The following is a 16,515-nucleotide window of genomic DNA, read 5'->3' on the forward strand; positions in this document are numbered from 1 at the left end:
TCAACGCAGCTGAAATCTCCCGGTATTGGCACTCAAGGCATGACTGCCCTGGCTCAGGGTGTCGGCCGCCAGGTTCACCGCCCGGGCACCTTCGAGCAAACGCACGGCGGCCTGATCGACCTGCTGGATATTGCCGCTGACCTCATCGGCGGTACTCGCCTGTTCTTCAACAGCGGTGGCGATTTGCGCAAGAGTATCGGTGACGCTCTGCACGGCGCTGGCGATCTCTCCCAGGCGTTCGCCCAGGCCGGTGACGGCCTCGGCGTCCGATTGCGCCTGGCCGCAGGCCGCTTCCATCAGGCTCACGGCCTCGTTGACTGTCGCGCGCAGGCTGTCGACGGTGCCGGCGATCTGCGCGGTGGAGGACTGAGTGCGTTGCGACAGGCTGCGCACCTCGTCGGCCACCACCGCGAAACCCCGTCCCTGCTCACCGGCGCGGGCGGCCTCGATGGCGGCGTTGAGCGCCAGCAGGTTGGTTTGTTCGGCGACGCCGCGAATGGTGTCGACCACCAGTTGAATCTGCTGCCCTTGCTCGCTGACCCGGCCCAGCGCCGCTGCGGTGTCGTTGAGGCGCTGATTGAGCTGCTGAATGCTCGCGGTAGTGCGCTGGCTGTCGCGGCTGCTGTCAGCGGCGATGCGTCGGGTGTGCTGGGCGCTACCGGAGGCCTGTTCGCAGCTCTGCGCGACGCCCTGGGAAGTCGCCGCCAGTTGCGTGGCAGCGGCCGCGATCTGGCTGATCTGCGATTGCTGCGCCTCGACCTCGCTCAGCGCGCCGCTGGAGTGATCGTTGAGGCTGCGTACCGCGTTGCTCAGTTGCGAGGTTTCATGATCGACCCCCAACAGGCTGGTGCGCAGTTGCACCACGGCGACGTTCAGCGCGGTGCTGATCGACGCCAGTTCATCGCGGCCCACCACCGGCACTTGCAGGCTCAGGTTGCCGTCACGCAGGGCTTCGGCGAGCACCGTGATGCCGCTGGCGCTGCGGCGGATCGAGGCTTGCAGGCAGATGAACAAGTACAGCGCCGCCAGCAGCAGGCAACCGAAGATCACCGCGACGACGATGAACTGACGGATCGCCGAGTTGTGATTGTCATTCAGGCGTTGATCCAGCGACACCAAGGACTGCTGGCGCAGCGTGGCCAGATTGCCCAGCAGGCTGTCGAGGCTGCGCTCGAAGTCTTCCGGCTTGAGATTGATGCTGCCGCCGAACACCCCGTCATCCAGCACTTTCAAGCCGGCATCGAGCTGCTTGAGGCTGTCGTGGTATTGCCCGGCCCAGCCTTGCAGGGCGCTGGGCAGGCGCGCTTCGAGCAGGCCGGCCGTTTTGACAAGCTGCTCGCGGGCATCGCCGATGCGGCTGCGCAGATCACGCAGTTGCAGGCGACTTTGCAGGGTGAACTGGCCGGACACCACGGAGGCCTGACCGACCGCTGCCAGACGCCCGACCCGCTCGATCAGGTCCGGCGCGTGCTGGGTGGAAATCTGCGTCAGCAGGTAGGTGTCGAGCCAAGGCGCGAGGATCAGGCGATTGTCCATGGCGATCTGCTCGCGTAACGCTTGCAGCGCGCTGAGGGCGTTGGTGAAGCGGTCATAACCGTCCGGCCACCAGCCGACGCTGCTCAGGCTTTTCGAGTCCAGACCGTTGAGCGCGGTTTGCAGGGCCTGATAGCGGCTCAGGGTTTCATCTTCCGCACCTTCGGCTTTCAACGCCGTGCCCAAGTCCACTGTCGCTTGGGTGACGGCCGGTTGTACCGCATCGAATGCGGCCATCGCGGCGAGCGTCGCCGGTGTCGGTTGACGGTTGGTTTCCGTGGCTCGCCAGCGGGCGGCGCGGTCACGTTGGGCGGCGAGCAGGTTGTCCAGCGCATCCAGGGCGAGCAATTGGCGCACGCCCGCACGCTCCCCGGAAATCAGATTGAGTTTGTCGCGATAATCCTGACCGATCATCAACAGACTGCCGGCCAGGGGCAGGATGAACAGCAGAAACAACAACTGGAATTTACGCGCGAAGCCAAACCGCCCCAGCAATTTGATCCCCGGTGATAAAAAAGCCTGCATGCCCCATGACTCCTCTGGACACCCACGCACCATCGGCGTGCATCGCGGTCGTTGCGACCTTGATCAGTGCCCTGCTAAAAGGCCTCGAAAGTTCACTCTCGCCCGCTCTGTGGGCCGGCTCTGTAGCGAAACTTCCCATTCTCGATCCCCTTTGTAAGGGGCCGCGTTCAAGCGGAGAAACAAGGCAAGATTCAGACCATGGCTTTGCGCTATCACTGCTTTGGCGATGAACAACTCGTTCGTTAGCTGGCTAAGGGGATGGCGCGGTCGCACCGAAAAATGGCACATTGACGCACCTGCCTGTGTGCACCCATCTGCTGTTCGGAAATCCCCATGGCTATCAGCAACGCTCAGACCGCCGCCAGCGTGGCGTCCGCTCCTTCACAAAGCAGCCCGTTGGTGATGCGTATCATCGGCGCGGTGGCGCTGGCGCATTTGATCAATGACTTGATTCAATCGGTGCTGCCGTCGATCTATCCGATGCTCAAGGCCAACTACGGGCTGAGTTTCACCCAGGTCGGCCTGATCACCTTGACCTTCCAGTTGACTGCTTCGCTGTTGCAGCCGTGGGTCGGCTATCACACGGATCGCCATCCGAAAGCATGGCTGTTGCCGGCCGGCTCGGTGTGTACGCTGATCGGCATCCTGATGATGTCGGTGGTCGGCAGCTTCCCGATGATTCTGCTGGCGGCGGCGTTGATCGGTATCGGCTCTTCGACCTTCCACCCGGAGGCCTCGCGCGTGGCGCGACTGGCGTCGGGCGGGCGTTTCGGTCTGGCGCAATCGACGTTCCAGGTCGGTGGCAACGCGGGCTCGGCATTCGGCCCGTTGCTGGCGGCGGCGATCATCATTCCGTTCGGACAGGGACACGTGGCCTGGTTTGGATTGTTCGCGGTGTTTGCGTTGTTCGTGCTGTACCGCATCAGCCGTTGGTACGCCAATCACCTGAACCTGTTCAAGCTCAAGCAAGGCCAGGCGGCGACCCACGGCTTATCGAAGGGCAGGGTGGTCAGTGCGCTGGTGGTGCTGGGGCTGCTGGTGTTTTCCAAGTATTTCTACATGGCCAGCCTGACCAGTTACTTTACTTTTTACCTGATCGAGAAGTTCGATCTGTCGGTGGCCAGTTCGCAACTGCACCTGTTCCTGTTCCTCGGAGCGGTGGCGGCGGGGACGTTCTTTGGCGGGCCGATCGGCGACAAGATCGGGCGTAAGGCGGTGATCTGGTTCTCGATCCTCGGCGTGGCACCGTTCACCCTGTTGATGCCTCACGTCGATCTGTTCTGGACCAGCGTGCTGAGCGTGGTGATCGGCTTCATTCTCGCTTCGGCGTTCTCGGCGATCGTGGTGTACGCGCAGGAACTGGTGCCGGGCAACGTCGGGATGATCGCCGGGGTGTTCTTCGGTCTGATGTTCGGCTTCGGCGGGATCGGCGCGGCGCTGCTCGGGCATCTGGCGGATGTTCACGGCATCGAGTACGTGTACTTCCTGTGCTCGTTCCTGCCATTGTTCGGGGTGTTGGCGATCTTCCTGCCACGGACGAAAAAGGCCTGATATCCGGATATTTCGGGCACAAAAAAAGCCGCGTATCAAACGCGGCTTTTTTCTTGGGCGTGAGGCTTATACGTTGAAGCGGAAGTGCATCACGTCGCCGTCTTTCACGATGTAGTCCTTGCCTTCCAGGCGCCATTTACCGGCTTCCTTGGTGCCGGCTTCGCCCTTGTACTGGATGAAGTCGTTGTAGGCGATGACTTCGGCGCGGATGAAGCCTTTTTCGAAGTCGGTGTGGATCACGCCGGCGGCTTGTGGTGCGGTGGCACCGACGCGGACGGTCCAGGCGCGGACTTCTTCGACACCGGCGGTGAAGTAGGTCTGCAGGTGCAGCATTTCGTAACCGGCGCGGATCACGCGGTTCAGGCCAGGCTCTTCCAGGCCCAGGGCCTCAAGGAACATGTCCTTTTCTTCGCCGTCATCGAGCTCGGCGATTTCCGCTTCGATCTTGTTGCAGACCGGAACCACCACAGCGCCTTCTTCTTCGGCGATGGCCTTGACCACGTCCAGGTGCGGGTTGTTCTCGAAACCGTCTTCCGCCACGTTGGCGATGTACATGACCGGTTTGGTGGTCAGCAGGTGGAAGCCCTTGATCACTGCTTTTTCGTCAGTGCTCATGTTCTTCATCAGGCTGCGTGCCGGCTTGCCTTCGGTGAAGTGCGGGATCAGTTGTTCCAGCAGCGCTTTCTGCGCGACGGCGTCCTTGTCACCACCCTTGGCGTTGCGCGCGACTTTCTGCAGTTGCTTCTCGCAGCTGTCGAGGTCTGCGAAGATCAGTTCCAGGTCGATGATCTCGATGTCGCGTTTCGGATCGACGCTGTTGGAAACGTGGATCACGTTCTCGTCTTCGAAGCAGCGCACGACGTGGGCGATGGCGTCGGTTTCGCGGATGTTGGCCAGGAATTTGTTGCCCAGGCCTTCACCTTTCGATGCACCGGCAACGAGGCCTGCGATGTCGACGAACTCCATGGTGGTCGGCAGGATGCGCTTTGGATTGACGATTTCCGCCAGGGCGTTCAGACGCGGATCCGGCATCGGCACGATGCCGCTGTTCGGCTCGATGGTGCAGAAGGGGAAGTTTTCCGCCGCGATACCGGACTTGGTCAGGGCGTTGAACAGGGTGGACTTGCCGACGTTAGGCAGGCCGACGATGCCGCAATTGAATCCCATGGTGTTTCCCCTCGGGTAAGAGTCAGGCCTTCTGGCTGTGCAGGTTTTTCATCGCGCGGTTCCATTCACCGGCGAGGATATCCGGCAGCACGCCGAGGGCAAAGTCGATGCTGGCATCGAGTTTTTCCTGTTCGGCGCGTGGCGCACGACCCAGGACGAAATTTGAAACCATACTGGCGACGCCCGGGTGGCCGATGCCAAGCCGCAGGCGGTGGAACGTATTCTGATTGCCCAGTTGCGCAATGATGTCGCGCAACCCGTTGTGACCGCCATGGCCGCCGCCCTGCTTGAGCTTGGCGACGCCCGGAGGCAGATCGAGTTCGTCGTGTGCCACCAGGATTTCTTCAGGCGTGATGCGGAAGAACCCGGCGAGTGCCGCCACGGCCTGGCCGCTGCGGTTCATGTAGGTGGTGGGAATCAGCAGACGAACATCCTGACCCTGATGCGAATAGCGCCCGGTCAGGCCGAAATACTTGCGATCGGCCACAAGGCTGATGCCTTGTTTATCGGCGATGCGCTCAACAAAAAGGGCCCCTGCGTTATGCCGGGTCTGTTCGTATTCGGCGCCTGGATTACCCAGGCCAACGATCAGTTTGATGGCAGTCACGATAGGGGCCCTTCCTTGGAGTGGTGGATAACATCGCCGCGATCAGGGACAGCGGCGAAAGTGGACGAAAAATGCTCATTTACCATGGATGTAAACTCCGCGTTCTCGCCCGCTTTCTCGCTACGCTCTAGTCCGCGATGTTTCCGCTCACTCCGGCGAACAGAGTGAAATTACTCTGCTGCGCCTTCTGCAGCTTCTGGAGCAACACGTGGAGCGTGGACGTTGGCAACAGCCTTGTCATCGCCGTGTGCCAGAGCAACGAACTCAACACCTTTAGGAGCCTTGAGGTCCGACAGGTGAATGATGGTGCCGATTTCAGCTTTAGCCAGGTCGACTTCGATGAACTCAGGCAGGTCTTTCGCTTCGCAGGAAACTTCGATTTCAGCAACAACGTGCGAGATCTCGCCGCCTTTCTTGACCGGAGCGTCTTCGTTGATGAAGTGAACCGGTACTTTAGCGGTCAGTTTCTGGCCAGCAACAACGCGCACGAAGTCAGCGTGCATGATGAATTGCTTGGCTGGGTGACGCTGCATCGCTTTAACAACGACGTTTTGCTTTTTGCCGTCGATGTTCAGCTCGATCACGTGGCTGTAGGCAGCTTCGTTTTCGAACAGCTTGGCGATTTCCTTGGCCAGGATGGTCACGGATTCAGCAGGCTTGTCACCACCGTATACAACGGCCGGGATGTTCAGAGCGTGACGCAGGCGGCGGCTCGCACCTTTCCCCAGGTCAGTACGCGCTTGAGCGTTCAGGATGAAATCAGTCATTTTGTATCTCCAAAATAGCCATCACCGAGTGGCGTTTGCGACCAGCGCCAAACACGGTATGGCCAAAAAACCCCCCCCCCCGGCTGGGGGGCGGGGGCGGGGCGCTTTTCGTCAACAGGACATTTCGAGAAGGGCAGGGCCCTTAACGGAACATCGCGCTGATCGATTCTTCATTGCTGATGCGGCGAACCGCTTCGGCAACAACCGGTGCGATATCCAGTTGGCGGATACGTGCACAGGCTTGTGCTGCTGCGGACAGCGGGATGGTGTTAGTGACCACCAGCTCGTCCAGCACGGAATTTTCGATATTCTCGATGGCCCGGCCCGACAGCACAGGGTGTGTGCAGTAGGCAAAGACCTTGGCTGCGCCATGCTCTTTCAGGGCCTTGGCCGCGTGGCACAGAGTGCCGGCGGTATCGACCATGTCATCGACGAGAATACAGGTACGCCCTTCGACATCACCGATGATATGCATCACTTCAGAGTGATTGGCTTTCTCACGGCGTTTGTCGATGATCCCGAGATCCACGCCCAGGGATTTGGCAACAGCCCGTGCACGCACGACGCCACCAATGTCCGGGGACACGATCATCAGGTTTTCGAAGCGCTGATCTTCGATGTCATCCACCAGAACCGGGGAGCCGTAGATGTTATCTACCGGAATATCGAAGAAACCCTGAATCTGGTCAGCATGCAGATCAACCGTGAGAACACGGTCGATGCCGACTACGGTGAGCATGTCAGCAACGACTTTCGCGCTGATAGCCACACGTGCGGAACGCGGACGGCGATCCTGACGGGCATAACCAAAATAAGGAATAACAGCAGTGATACGAGTAGCCGAGGAGCGGCGGAAGGCATCAGCCATCACTACCAGTTCCATCAGGTTATCGTTGGTCGGAGCGCAAGTCGGCTGAATAATGAAAACGTCTTTACCGCGAACGTTTTCATTGATCTCGGCAGTAATTTCGCCGTCGGAGAATTTACCGACAGAGATGTCACCGAGAGGGATATGCAGCTGACGTACGACACGCCGAGCCAGATCGGGGTTAGCGTTCCCCGTAAAGACCATCATCTTGGACACGCGCAGTACCTGAAGGCTGAGGGTATACCTGGATGAGTATAGGAAAATGGCAGGGGCGGCTGGATTCGAACCAACGCATGGCAGGATCAAAACCTGCTGCCTTACCGCTTGGCGACGCCCCTGTATCTGTTGCATCAAGTGCCGTGCACTTGGTTCCTTTAGAGCAGACTTTGCAGCTTGCGGTGCAACATTGAAATGTTGCTTCCTTTCGCTACAAACCCTGTAAGGGTCTCTGTCAGAAGGGCCGAGACTTTATCAGCTTCAGCTTTGCTTGGGAAGCCCCCAAACACACAACTTCCAGTTCCGGTGAGTTTTGCTTCGGTAAATTTACCTAACAAATCCAATGCGTTACGTACTTCCGGATAACGCCTTGCTACCACCGGCAAGCAGTCATTTCGACTGTTTCCCTCGGGAACGGGGCGCACTTTAATGGGCGGCGTGTTACGTGTCAACAATGGATCTGAAAAAATTTCTGCCGTACTTACAGAGACTTGCGGCACCAGCACCAGATACCACGGTTCTGCCGGTTCGACCGGGGTCAGTTTCTCGCCGACGCCTTCGGCAAATGCCGCATGCCCACGGACGAAAACCGGAACGTCGGCACCGAGGGTCAGGCCCAGCGTCGCCAGTCGATCCAGATCCCAGCCCAGTTGCCACAGATGATTGAGGCCCAGCAGGGTGGTCGCCGCGTTCGAGCTGCCGCCCCCGATTCCGCCGCCCATGGGCAGCACCTTGTCGATCCAGATGTCGATGCCTTGCGAACAGCCGGATTGTTCCTGGAGTTTTTTCGCCGCACGAACGATCAGGTTGCTGTCGTGGGGTACGCCGTCGAACTCGGTGTGCAGGCAAATCACCCCATCGTCACGGACGGCGAAGGTGATTTCATCGCCGTAATCGACAAACTGAAAAATCGTCTGCAACTCGTGATAGCCGTCTTCGCGACGACCGAGAATGTGCAGCATCAGGTTGAGTTTCGCCGGTGAGGGCAGGGTCAGGCGCGCAGCGGTCATGCTTATTGCCCCAGTTTGCGCGGTTGCCAGGTCTTGATCACCAGCGTCACGTCCAGATCGGTGCCGTGCAGTTTGATCCGCTCGGGCAGCCAGTAGCCGTTCTGTTCGGCATAACCCAGGTATTCGACTTGCCAGCCGTCCTGGTCCAGATTGGCCAGGCGACTGTCGGCATCGAGGGTCAGGCGGCTTTTGCTTTTCGGTGCCGGCAGGCCGCGTACCCACCAGGCCAGGTTCGAGACCGGCAGTTTCCAGCCCAGCTGTTCTTCCAGCAGGACTTCCGGGGACTCGGCGTCATAGCGGCCCTGATTGGCGACTTCCAGCGAGACTTTGCCGGGACGGCCGGTCAGGCGTGCCGCGCCGCGCCCCAGCGGGCCGGACAGGCGAATGTCGTAGTAATCCTGGCGTTGCAGCCAGAACAGCGTGCCGCTGCCGGAGTCTTTCGGGGCGCGGATGCCGATCTTGCCGTCGATCTGCCAGCCGTCCAGGCCAGTCAACTGCTGCTTGTGCGTGTTCCACTGGGCCGGATTGCCGTGGCCTTCGACCGACTCGCGAGCGCCAAAACCCGCGCAACCGGCGAGCAGGGCGATGAAGCTGAAAACAATGACGTGGCGCAAAAACATGAGTTATAGAGTCTCGGATCCGGTCAGGCGCTTGATGGTGCTGCGCAGAATGGTGCTGTCGGGCTGATCCTTGAGGAACTTGCCCCAGATTTGCCGGGCTTCGCGCTGATTGCCCTTGATCCACAGCACTTCGCCCAGGTGTGCGGCGACTTCATGGTCGGGGAAACGCTCCAGGGCCTGGCGCAGATACTTCTCGGCGTCATCGAGGTTGCCCATGCGGAAATTCACCCAGCCGAGGCTGTCGAGGACCGCCGGATCTTCCGGGTTGAGCTGGTGGGCCTGTTCGATCAGTGCCTTGGCTTCGGCGTAGCGGGTGGTGCGGTCGGACAGCGTGTAGCCGAGGGCGTTGAGGGCCATGGCGTTGTCCGGGTCGCGCTTGATGATCAGGCGCAGGTCTTTTTCCATTTGCGCCAGGTCATTGCGTTTTTCAGCCTGCATGGCCCGGGTGTAGAGCAGATTCAGATCGTCCGGGTATTGCTGCAAGGCGGTTTGCAGGGTTTTCCAGGCCTTGTCTTCCTGTTTGTTGGCGGACAGGGTTTCGGCTTCGATCAGATACAGCTGGATCGCGTAGTCCGGCTGCGCATCACGCTCGGCGGCCAGTTTGCTCTGGGCTTCGGCGGTCTTGCCGTTGTTCATCAGAATGTCGGCCTGCCGCAGTTGCGCCGGCAGATAATCGTTGCCGGGGCCGACCTGGGCGTACTCGATGAGCGCGCCCTGCGGGTCATTGCGTTCCTCGGCGATGCGCCCCAGGTTCAGGTGCGCCGAGTCGACATGGCTTTCCCGGGCAATCAGGTCTTCCAGATAGCCCTTGGCCTCGTCCCAGGCCTTGGCTTCCAGGCAAACCAGCGCCAGCGAATAACGCAACTCGTCGTCTTCCGGGTATTGCTGCACCAGGGTAGAGAACTCGACCTTGGCGTCGTCCATCCGGTCCTGTTCCACCAGCATCCGCGCGTAAGTCAGGCGCAGGCGCTTGTCGTCCGGATATTTCCGGATGCTTTTTTGCAGCAGCGGCAGCGCTTCGTCGCCACGGTTCAGCCCTTGCAGCAGGCGGGCGCGCAGCAGGATCGGGGCGATTTCGCCGTCTTCCGGCGGGTTGTCTTCGAGCAGGGTCAGCGCACCTTTGGTGTCGCCATCCTGCTGCATCAGCAGGGCCTTGCCGAAAATCAGCTGATTGTTGTTCGGGTGACGCTGCAACAAACGGTCAAAACTTTTCATCAGACCGTTACGGGTTTCCTGATCGGTGTCGGCCGCCGACAGCGCGAGGAAGTCGAAATGGGTGTCGCCCTTGCCCTGCAGGACTTTCTCCATGTAGACCATCGAGTCGTCATAACGCCCGGCGCGCGCCAGTTGCACGGCAGCGGCACGTTGCGCTTCGAGATCGTCCGGAGCGTTTTTTGCCCAGATCAGCGCGGTATCGAGCGCCGGCTGATCCGCGCCGAGGTACTCGGCAATGCGGAATGCGCGCTCGGAGATGCCCGGATCCTGGGTGTTGATGGCCTGGGTCACGTAGTTGTCCAGGGCAATGTCGAAGCGATTGCGCTGGCCGGCGAGTTCGGCGCTCAACAGGCTGTAGACGGTTTCCTCGCTGAACGAGCTGTAAACCTTGGGCTTTTCAGGCGCGGGGGTGCTGTCTTCAGCCGGCGACGTGCCGTCCGGCGAAACGGGGGCCAAGGCCTGGCAGCCGCTGAGGAAGACAAAAGCGAGGAGCAACGCGGAAGATCTATTCATATAGGAAGAAGGACGACTAACCTGCGGTGCGGATCATCATGACACAAGCCTTCGGCCAAACATAACCGAGTCTCGATTGTGGCCATTATAGGGACCAACGATTGGGACAATAGTCAGCGGTAGTTGTTCTGAATCTTTCGAAGTAGGACAATTGCCGGCTTCACGTCACCATCAGCGACCTTGAATGGCCTTCCTCGCACTCGGTATTAACCACAAGACTGCTTCAGTAGACGTCCGCGAGCGCGTGGCCTTTACCCCTGAGCAGCTGGTTGAGGCCTTGCAGCAGCTCTGCCGACTCACCGACAGCCGCGAAGCTGCGATCCTCTCCACCTGCAATCGCAGTGAACTGTATATAGAACAGGATCACCTGTCGGCGGATATCGTGCTGCGCTGGCTGGCCGAATACCATCAATTGAGCCTCGAAGAGCTGCGCGCGAGCGCATATGTCCATGAGGATGATGCGGCAGTTCGTCACATGATGCGGGTCGCCTCCGGGCTCGATTCCCTCGTCTTGGGCGAACCGCAGATTCTCGGCCAGATGAAATCGGCCTACGCCGTGGCGCGCGAGGCAGGCACCATCGGGCCGATGCTGGGGCGTCTGTTCCAGGCAACGTTCAATGCCGCCAAGCAGGTGCGCACCGACACCGCCATCGGTGAAAACCCGGTGTCCGTGGCGTTTGCCGCCGTCAGCCTGGCCAAACAGATCTTCAGCGACCTGCAACGCAGCCAGGCCCTGCTGATCGGCGCCGGCGAGACCATCACCCTGGTCGCCCGCCATCTGCATGAGCTGGGGGTCAAGCGCATCGTGGTCGCCAACCGTACCCTGGAGCGCGCGAGTCTTCTCGCCGAACAGTTCGGCGCACACGCGGTATTGCTGTCGGACATCCCGGCCGAACTGGTGCGCAGCGACATCGTCATCAGCTCCACCGCCAGCCAGTTGCCGATCCTCGGCAAGGGCGCGGTGGAAAGCGCATTGAAGCAGCGCAAGCACAAGCCGATCTTCATGGTCGACATCGCCGTTCCCCGGGATATCGAGCCGGAAGTCGGCGAACTTGACGACGTTTACCTCTATAGCGTCGACGATCTGCACGAAGTGGTCGCCGAAAACCTCAAGAGCCGTCAGGGCGCTGCGCAAGCGGCGGAAGAGATGGTTTCGGTCGGCGCCGATGATTTCATGCTGCGCCTGCGCGAACTGGCGGCGGTCGATGTGCTCAAGGCCTATCGTCAACAGAGCGAACGGCTGCGTGACGAAGAACTGCAAAAAGCCCTGCGTCTGCTGGCCAACGGCGGAAACGCCGAAGACGTACTGGGGCAACTGGCCCGTGGCCTGACCAATAAACTGCTGCACGCACCAAGCGTTCAGTTGAAAAAGCTTTCTGCCGAAGGCCGCCTCGATGCGCTGGCCATGGCTCAGGAACTCTTTGCCCTCGAGGGCTCACCGGATAGCTTTTCGGATAAAAAACCGCAATGAAAGCGTCACTGCTCAATAAGCTGGAGATCCTCCAGGACCGTTTCGAGGAACTGACCGCGCTGCTAGGCGACGCCGAAGTCATTTCCGACCAGACCAAATTCCGCGCCTACTCCAAGGAATATGCCGAAGTCGAACCGGTCGTCGAAGCCTATAAACAGTTGCTCAAGGCCCAGAGCGATCTTGAGGGTGCCCAGGCGCTGCTCAAGGACGGCGACCCCGACATGCGCGAAATGGCCGTGGAGGAAGTCCGCGAGACCAAGGAGCAACTGGTCGAACTGGAAGCCAACCTGCAACGCATGCTGCTGCCCAAAGATCCCAACGACGGGCGCAACGTGTTCCTCGAAATCCGCGCCGGCACCGGTGGCGACGAGGCGGCGATCTTCTCCGGCGACCTGTTCCGCATGTATTCGCGTTACGCCGAGCGGCGTGGCTGGCGGGTGGAAATCCTCTCGGAAAACGAGGGCGAGCACGGCGGCTATAAAGAAGTCATCGCCCGGGTCGAAGGCGAGAATGTCTACGGCAAACTGAAGTTCGAGTCCGGTGCGCACCGCGTGCAGCGGGTTCCGGCCACCGAATCCCAAGGCCGTATCCACACATCGGCCTGCACCGTGGCGGTGTTGCCGGAGCCGGACGAGCAGGAAGCGATCGAAATCAACCCGGCGGATCTGCGCGTCGACACCTACCGTTCCTCCGGGGCCGGTGGTCAGCACGTCAACAAGACCGACTCGGCGATCCGCATCACTCACTTGCCGACCGGCATCGTGGTCGAGTGCCAGGAGGAGCGTTCCCAGCACAAGAACCGCGCACGGGCGATGGCGTGGCTGTCGGCCAAGCTCAACGATCAGCAGACCGCCGCGGCGGCCAACGCGATTGCCAGCGAGCGCAAATTGCTGGTCGGCTCCGGCGACCGTTCCGAGCGGATTCGTACCTACAACTTTGCCCAGGGCCGGGTCACCGACCACCGCGTCAACCTGACCCTGTACTCGCTGGATGAAATCCTCGCCGGTGGCGTGGAAGCGGTGATCGAGCCGTTGCTGGCCGAATACCAGGCCGACCAACTTGCTGCGATAGGTGAGTAAATGACCATCATCGCCAGCCTGTTGCGCGCCGCCGAACTGCCGGACTCGCCCACCGCGCGTCTGGACGCCGAATTGCTCCTGGCCGCCGCGCTGGGCAAGTCCCGCAGTTTTCTCCACACCTGGCCCGAGCGCATCGTGCCCAGTGACGCCGCACTGACCTTTGCCGAGTACCTGCAACGTCGCCGCAGCGGTGAACCGGTGGCCTACATTCTCGGCCAGCAGGGTTTCTGGAAGCTCGATCTGGAAGTGGCGCCGCACACGCTGATCCCGCGCCCGGACACCGAATTGCTGGTGGAAGCCGCACTGGAATTGCTGCCGGCAACCCCGGCCCGCGTCCTCGACCTCGGCACCGGCAGCGGGGCGATTGCCCTGGCCCTGGCCAGCGAGCGTCCGGCATGGAACGTCACCGCCGTGGATCGCGTGCTGGAGGCCGTGGCCCTGGCCGAGCGCAACCGCCAGCGTCTGCAACTGAACAACGCCACCGTGCTGAGCAGTCACTGGTTCAGTGCGCTCGAAGGCAAGCGTTTCCAACTCATCATCAGCAACCCGCCGTATATTCGTGCCGCCGATCCGCATCTGGTCGAAGGCGATGTGCGTTTCGAGCCTGCCAGCGCGCTGGTGGCCGGCGAAGACGGGCTTGACGATCTGCGCCTGATTGTCGCCCAGGCACCGGATCATCTGGACGCCGGTGGCTGGCTGATGCTCGAACACGGCTATGATCAAGCCGAAGCCGTGCGCGATCTGCTGTTGACCCGAGGTTTCGAAGAAGTCCACAGCCGCATCGATCTGGGCGGTCATCAACGCATCAGTCTGGGACGCCTGCCGTGCTGAATGATCAGGAATTGTTGCGCTACAGCCGGCAGATCCTGCTGCAACACGTCGATATCGACGGCCAGTTGCGGCTCAAGGACAGCCGGGTTCTGATCGTCGGCCTCGGTGGTCTCGGCGCACCGGTGGCGCTGTATCTGGCGGCTGCCGGTGTTGGTGAGCTGCATCTGGCGGATTTTGACACGGTCGACCTGACCAACCTGCAACGCCAGATCATCCACGACACCGACAGCGTCGGTCTGACCAAGGTCGACTCGGCGCTCAAGCGCCTGGGCGCGATCAATCCTGAAATCCGTCTGGTGCCCCATCGTCAGGCGCTGGACGAAGATTCTCTCGCCGCCGCCGTGGCGGCGGTGGATCTGGTGCTCGACTGTTCCGACAACTTCTCCACCCGCGAGGCGGTCAATGCCGCGTGTGTGGCGGCGCGCAAGCCGCTGGTCAGCGGCGCGGCAATCCGCCTGGAAGGGCAACTGTCGGTCTTCGATCCACGGCGTGCCGAAAGTCCGTGCTACCACTGTCTGTACGGGCACGGCAGCGAAGCCGAATTGACCTGCAGCGAGGCCGGCGTGGTCGGGCCGCTGGTGGGGCTGGTCGGCAGTCTCCAGGCGCTGGAAGCTTTGAAGATGCTGGTCGGGTTCGGCGAGCCGCTGGTGGGGCGCCTGCTGTTGATCGATGCGCTGGGTTCGCGCTTTCGTGAACTGCGGGTCAAGCGTGATCCGAAATGCAGCGTCTGTGGTTCGCACCATGCGTGAGGCGCCGATCGGCGTCTTCGACTCCGGTGTCGGCGGCTTGTCGGTATTGGCGGAAATCCAGCGACTGCTGCCCAACGAGTCGTTGTTGTATTTTGCCGATTGCGGACACATTCCCTACGGCGAGAAGACGCCGGAATTCATCCGTCAGCGTTGCAGCATCATGGCCGGCTTCTTTCGCGAGCAGGGCGCCAAGGCGTTGGTGCTGGCCTGCAACACCGCGACCGTGGCCGGCGTCGCCGATCTGCGCCGGGACTTCCCCGAGTGGCCGATCGTCGGCATGGAGCCGGCGGTCAAACCGGCGGCGGCCGCGACCCGCAGCGGCGTGGTCGGCGTGCTCGCCACCACCGGTACTTTGCAGAGCGCCAAGTTCGCGGCCTTGCTCGATCGCTTTGCCACCGATGTGCGGGTGATCACCCAGCCTTGTCCGGGCCTGGTCGAGCTGATCGAAAGTGGTGATCTGCACAGCGCCGAACTGCGCCAGATGCTGCACGGTTACGTCGAGCCGCTGCTGGCCGCCGGTTGTGACACGATCATTCTCGGCTGCACGCACTACCCGTTTCTCAAGCCGATGCTCAAGACCATGATCCCCGAAGCGATCAGCCTGATCGACACCGGCGCGGCCGTGGCGCGGCAACTTCAGCGCCTGCTGGCCGAGCGCGAACTGCTGGCCGAGGGGCCGAATCGTGCCGTGCAATTCTGGACCAGCGCCGATCCGCACTACTTTAAAAATATCCTGCCATTGCTGGGACAGGCACCAGGCGACGTCCACCGCTTCAGTTTGTAAATAAACCGTGACATAAACGGAAAAATTAGCTGAACTTCTGGTGGGGCAGAGACTTCTTAGCGATAAGTAACAAAAAACCATACGACCGTTCGGAAAAGGATGTTTCAAGTGAAGCGACTATTCTGCTTGGCCGCGATTGCGGCTGCACTGATGGGGCAAAGTCTTACCGCACAAGCTGCAGGCGTCGAGTTCGGGGTAGGGGCCACGAGCGACTCGACCATGACTTATCGTCTGGGGATGAACTTCGACTGGGACAAGAGTTGGCTGCAAAGCGATGTCGGTCGCCTGACCGGCTACTGGAGCGGCGCCTACACCTATTGGGAAGGTGACAAGACTTCCAGCAACAACAGCCTGTCGTTCTCGCCGGTACTGGTTTACGAATTCGCCGGTCAGTCGGTCAAGCCGTATGTCGAGGCGGGCATCGGTGTGGCGCTGTTCTCCAACACGCAATACGAAGACAACAAACTGGGCGGGGCCTTCCAGTTCGAGGATCGCTTCGGGTTCGGTCTGCGTTTCAACGGCGGGCATGAAGTCGGGATTCGCGCGACCCACTATTCCAACGCGGGTCTTTCCAGCAACAACGATGGCGTAGAAAGTTACTCGCTGCATTACACCATGCCGCTGTAAGCACGCCTTGTGGGGGCAAACCCGCTCCCACATTTTGTTTGTGTGCCGGGGAATCAGCGATACGCAGTGGCGATCCCCTGGCGCTCTTCGATGCATTCCGGCGCGCCCATTTCGAACTCGCGGCAAATCAGTGGGCGCTTTTCGTAGATCGTGCACATCATGCTGTTGCGATCCAGCGCCGCGCACCAGCCGTCATCCAGGCGCAGCATCACTTCGCCGCCCCACTCATCGGTATCGATGAAGCGCTCGGGCACGCCCGTGTCGGTGATCAACATCACTTCGAGCTGGCAGCAGCAGGCCGCGCAGGTCGAGCATGTGACCACAGGTTCGGCGATTTGCTGGTGGGGAATGGTTTTCATGGCCGGCAGTGTAAGGCAGTGGT

Annotated in this window: 16 protein-coding genes and 1 tRNA gene; 7 read left to right on the forward strand and 10 right to left on the reverse strand. The window is 60.9% G+C overall.

What is annotated here, in order from left to right; translation table 11 throughout:
- On the reverse strand, positions 1–2,058 hold the full coding sequence (locus N8H74_RS27695) for a methyl-accepting chemotaxis protein (protein ID WP_262151817.1): 2,058 nt from the start codon (positions 2,056–2,058) through the stop codon (positions 1–3).
- Between the two features lie 333 nt (positions 2,059–2,391).
- On the opposite strand from N8H74_RS27695, the gene N8H74_RS27700 reads away from it, so the two are divergent.
- Positions 2,392–3,609: an MFS transporter gene (locus tag N8H74_RS27700; protein ID WP_262151819.1), complete on the forward strand. Its 1,218-nt coding sequence runs from the start codon at positions 2,392–2,394 to the stop codon at positions 3,607–3,609.
- Between the two features lie 66 nt (positions 3,610–3,675).
- On the opposite strand, the gene ychF is transcribed toward N8H74_RS27700, so the two are convergent.
- The 8 genes from ychF to N8H74_RS27740 all read right to left on the reverse strand — a co-directional run bounded on the left by ychF (position 3,676) and on the right by N8H74_RS27740 (position 10,592).
- Entirely contained in the window at positions 3,676–4,776 is a 1,101-nt protein-coding gene (ychF, locus tag N8H74_RS27705) for a redox-regulated ATPase YchF (RefSeq protein WP_262151821.1), read from the reverse strand.
- Between the two features lie 22 nt (positions 4,777–4,798).
- Complete coding sequence (gene pth / locus N8H74_RS27710; protein ID WP_217833826.1) at positions 4,799–5,383, reverse strand: aminoacyl-tRNA hydrolase; 585 nt, start codon at positions 5,381–5,383, stop codon at positions 4,799–4,801.
- 170 nt (positions 5,384–5,553) lie between these two features.
- The gene (locus tag N8H74_RS27715) at positions 5,554–6,150 is read right to left on the reverse strand and encodes a 50S ribosomal protein L25/general stress protein Ctc (protein WP_217833827.1); all 597 of its coding nucleotides are present in this window, start codon (positions 6,148–6,150) and stop codon (positions 5,554–5,556) included.
- Between the two features lie 142 nt (positions 6,151–6,292).
- Positions 6,293–7,234 carry a ribose-phosphate pyrophosphokinase gene (locus N8H74_RS27720; RefSeq protein ID WP_003171603.1) on the reverse strand — a complete coding sequence of 314 codons (942 nt, stop codon included), beginning with the start codon at positions 7,232–7,234 and terminating at the stop codon, positions 6,293–6,295.
- A gap of 47 nt (positions 7,235–7,281) precedes the next feature.
- Positions 7,282–7,356, reverse strand: a tRNA-Gln gene (locus N8H74_RS27725).
- 36 nt (positions 7,357–7,392) lie between these two features.
- Positions 7,393–8,244, reverse strand: coding sequence for a 4-(cytidine 5'-diphospho)-2-C-methyl-D-erythritol kinase (gene ispE / locus N8H74_RS27730; RefSeq protein ID WP_217833828.1), 852 nt, complete (start codon positions 8,242–8,244; stop codon positions 7,393–7,395).
- Positions 8,245–8,246: 2 nt separating this feature from the next.
- Positions 8,247–8,864: a lipoprotein insertase outer membrane protein LolB gene (lolB, locus tag N8H74_RS27735; protein WP_217833829.1), complete on the reverse strand. Its 618-nt coding sequence runs from the start codon at positions 8,862–8,864 to the stop codon at positions 8,247–8,249.
- A gap of 3 nt (positions 8,865–8,867) precedes the next feature.
- Positions 8,868–10,592 (reverse strand): tetratricopeptide repeat protein, encoded by a 1,725-nt coding sequence (locus N8H74_RS27740; protein ID WP_217833830.1) that lies wholly within the window; start codon positions 10,590–10,592, stop codon positions 8,868–8,870.
- Positions 10,593–10,776: 184 nt separating this feature from the next.
- Here N8H74_RS27740 and hemA point away from each other — a divergent pair, with 184 nt between their 5' ends.
- The 6 genes from hemA (at position 10,777) to N8H74_RS27770 (ending at position 16,133) form a co-directional block, all read left to right on the forward strand.
- Positions 10,777–12,063 carry a glutamyl-tRNA reductase gene (gene hemA, locus N8H74_RS27745; RefSeq protein WP_262151824.1) on the forward strand — a complete coding sequence of 429 codons (1,287 nt, stop codon included), beginning with the start codon at positions 10,777–10,779 and terminating at the stop codon, positions 12,061–12,063.
- A complete protein-coding gene (gene prfA / locus N8H74_RS27750) occupies positions 12,060–13,142 on the forward strand; it encodes a peptide chain release factor 1 (protein ID WP_217833832.1) in 1,083 nt (360 codons plus the stop codon). Before hemA ends, prfA begins: the two co-directional genes overlap by 4 nt.
- Positions 13,143–13,973, forward strand: coding sequence for a peptide chain release factor N(5)-glutamine methyltransferase (gene prmC, locus N8H74_RS27755; protein WP_262151826.1), 831 nt, complete (start codon positions 13,143–13,145; stop codon positions 13,971–13,973).
- Positions 13,967–14,722: a molybdopterin-synthase adenylyltransferase MoeB gene (locus N8H74_RS27760; RefSeq protein WP_217833834.1), complete on the forward strand. Its 756-nt coding sequence runs from the start codon at positions 13,967–13,969 to the stop codon at positions 14,720–14,722. Before prmC ends, N8H74_RS27760 begins: the two co-directional genes overlap by 7 nt.
- Positions 14,715–15,506: a glutamate racemase gene (gene murI, locus N8H74_RS27765; RefSeq protein ID WP_217833835.1), complete on the forward strand. Its 792-nt coding sequence runs from the start codon at positions 14,715–14,717 to the stop codon at positions 15,504–15,506. Before N8H74_RS27760 ends, murI begins: the two co-directional genes overlap by 8 nt.
- A 108-nt stretch (positions 15,507–15,614) precedes the next feature.
- Positions 15,615–16,133: an acyloxyacyl hydrolase gene (locus tag N8H74_RS27770; protein ID WP_217833836.1), complete on the forward strand. Its 519-nt coding sequence runs from the start codon at positions 15,615–15,617 to the stop codon at positions 16,131–16,133.
- Between the two features lie 53 nt (positions 16,134–16,186).
- On the opposite strand, the gene N8H74_RS27775 is transcribed toward N8H74_RS27770, so the two are convergent.
- Positions 16,187–16,492 (reverse strand): YkgJ family cysteine cluster protein, encoded by a 306-nt coding sequence (locus N8H74_RS27775; protein ID WP_262151830.1) that lies wholly within the window; start codon positions 16,490–16,492, stop codon positions 16,187–16,189.
- Positions 16,493–16,515 lie beyond the last annotated feature (23 nt).

It is taken from the genome of Pseudomonas sp. B2M1-30, from assembly GCF_025447575.1.
Lineage (GTDB): Bacteria > Pseudomonadota > Gammaproteobacteria > Pseudomonadales > Pseudomonadaceae > Aquipseudomonas > Aquipseudomonas botevensis.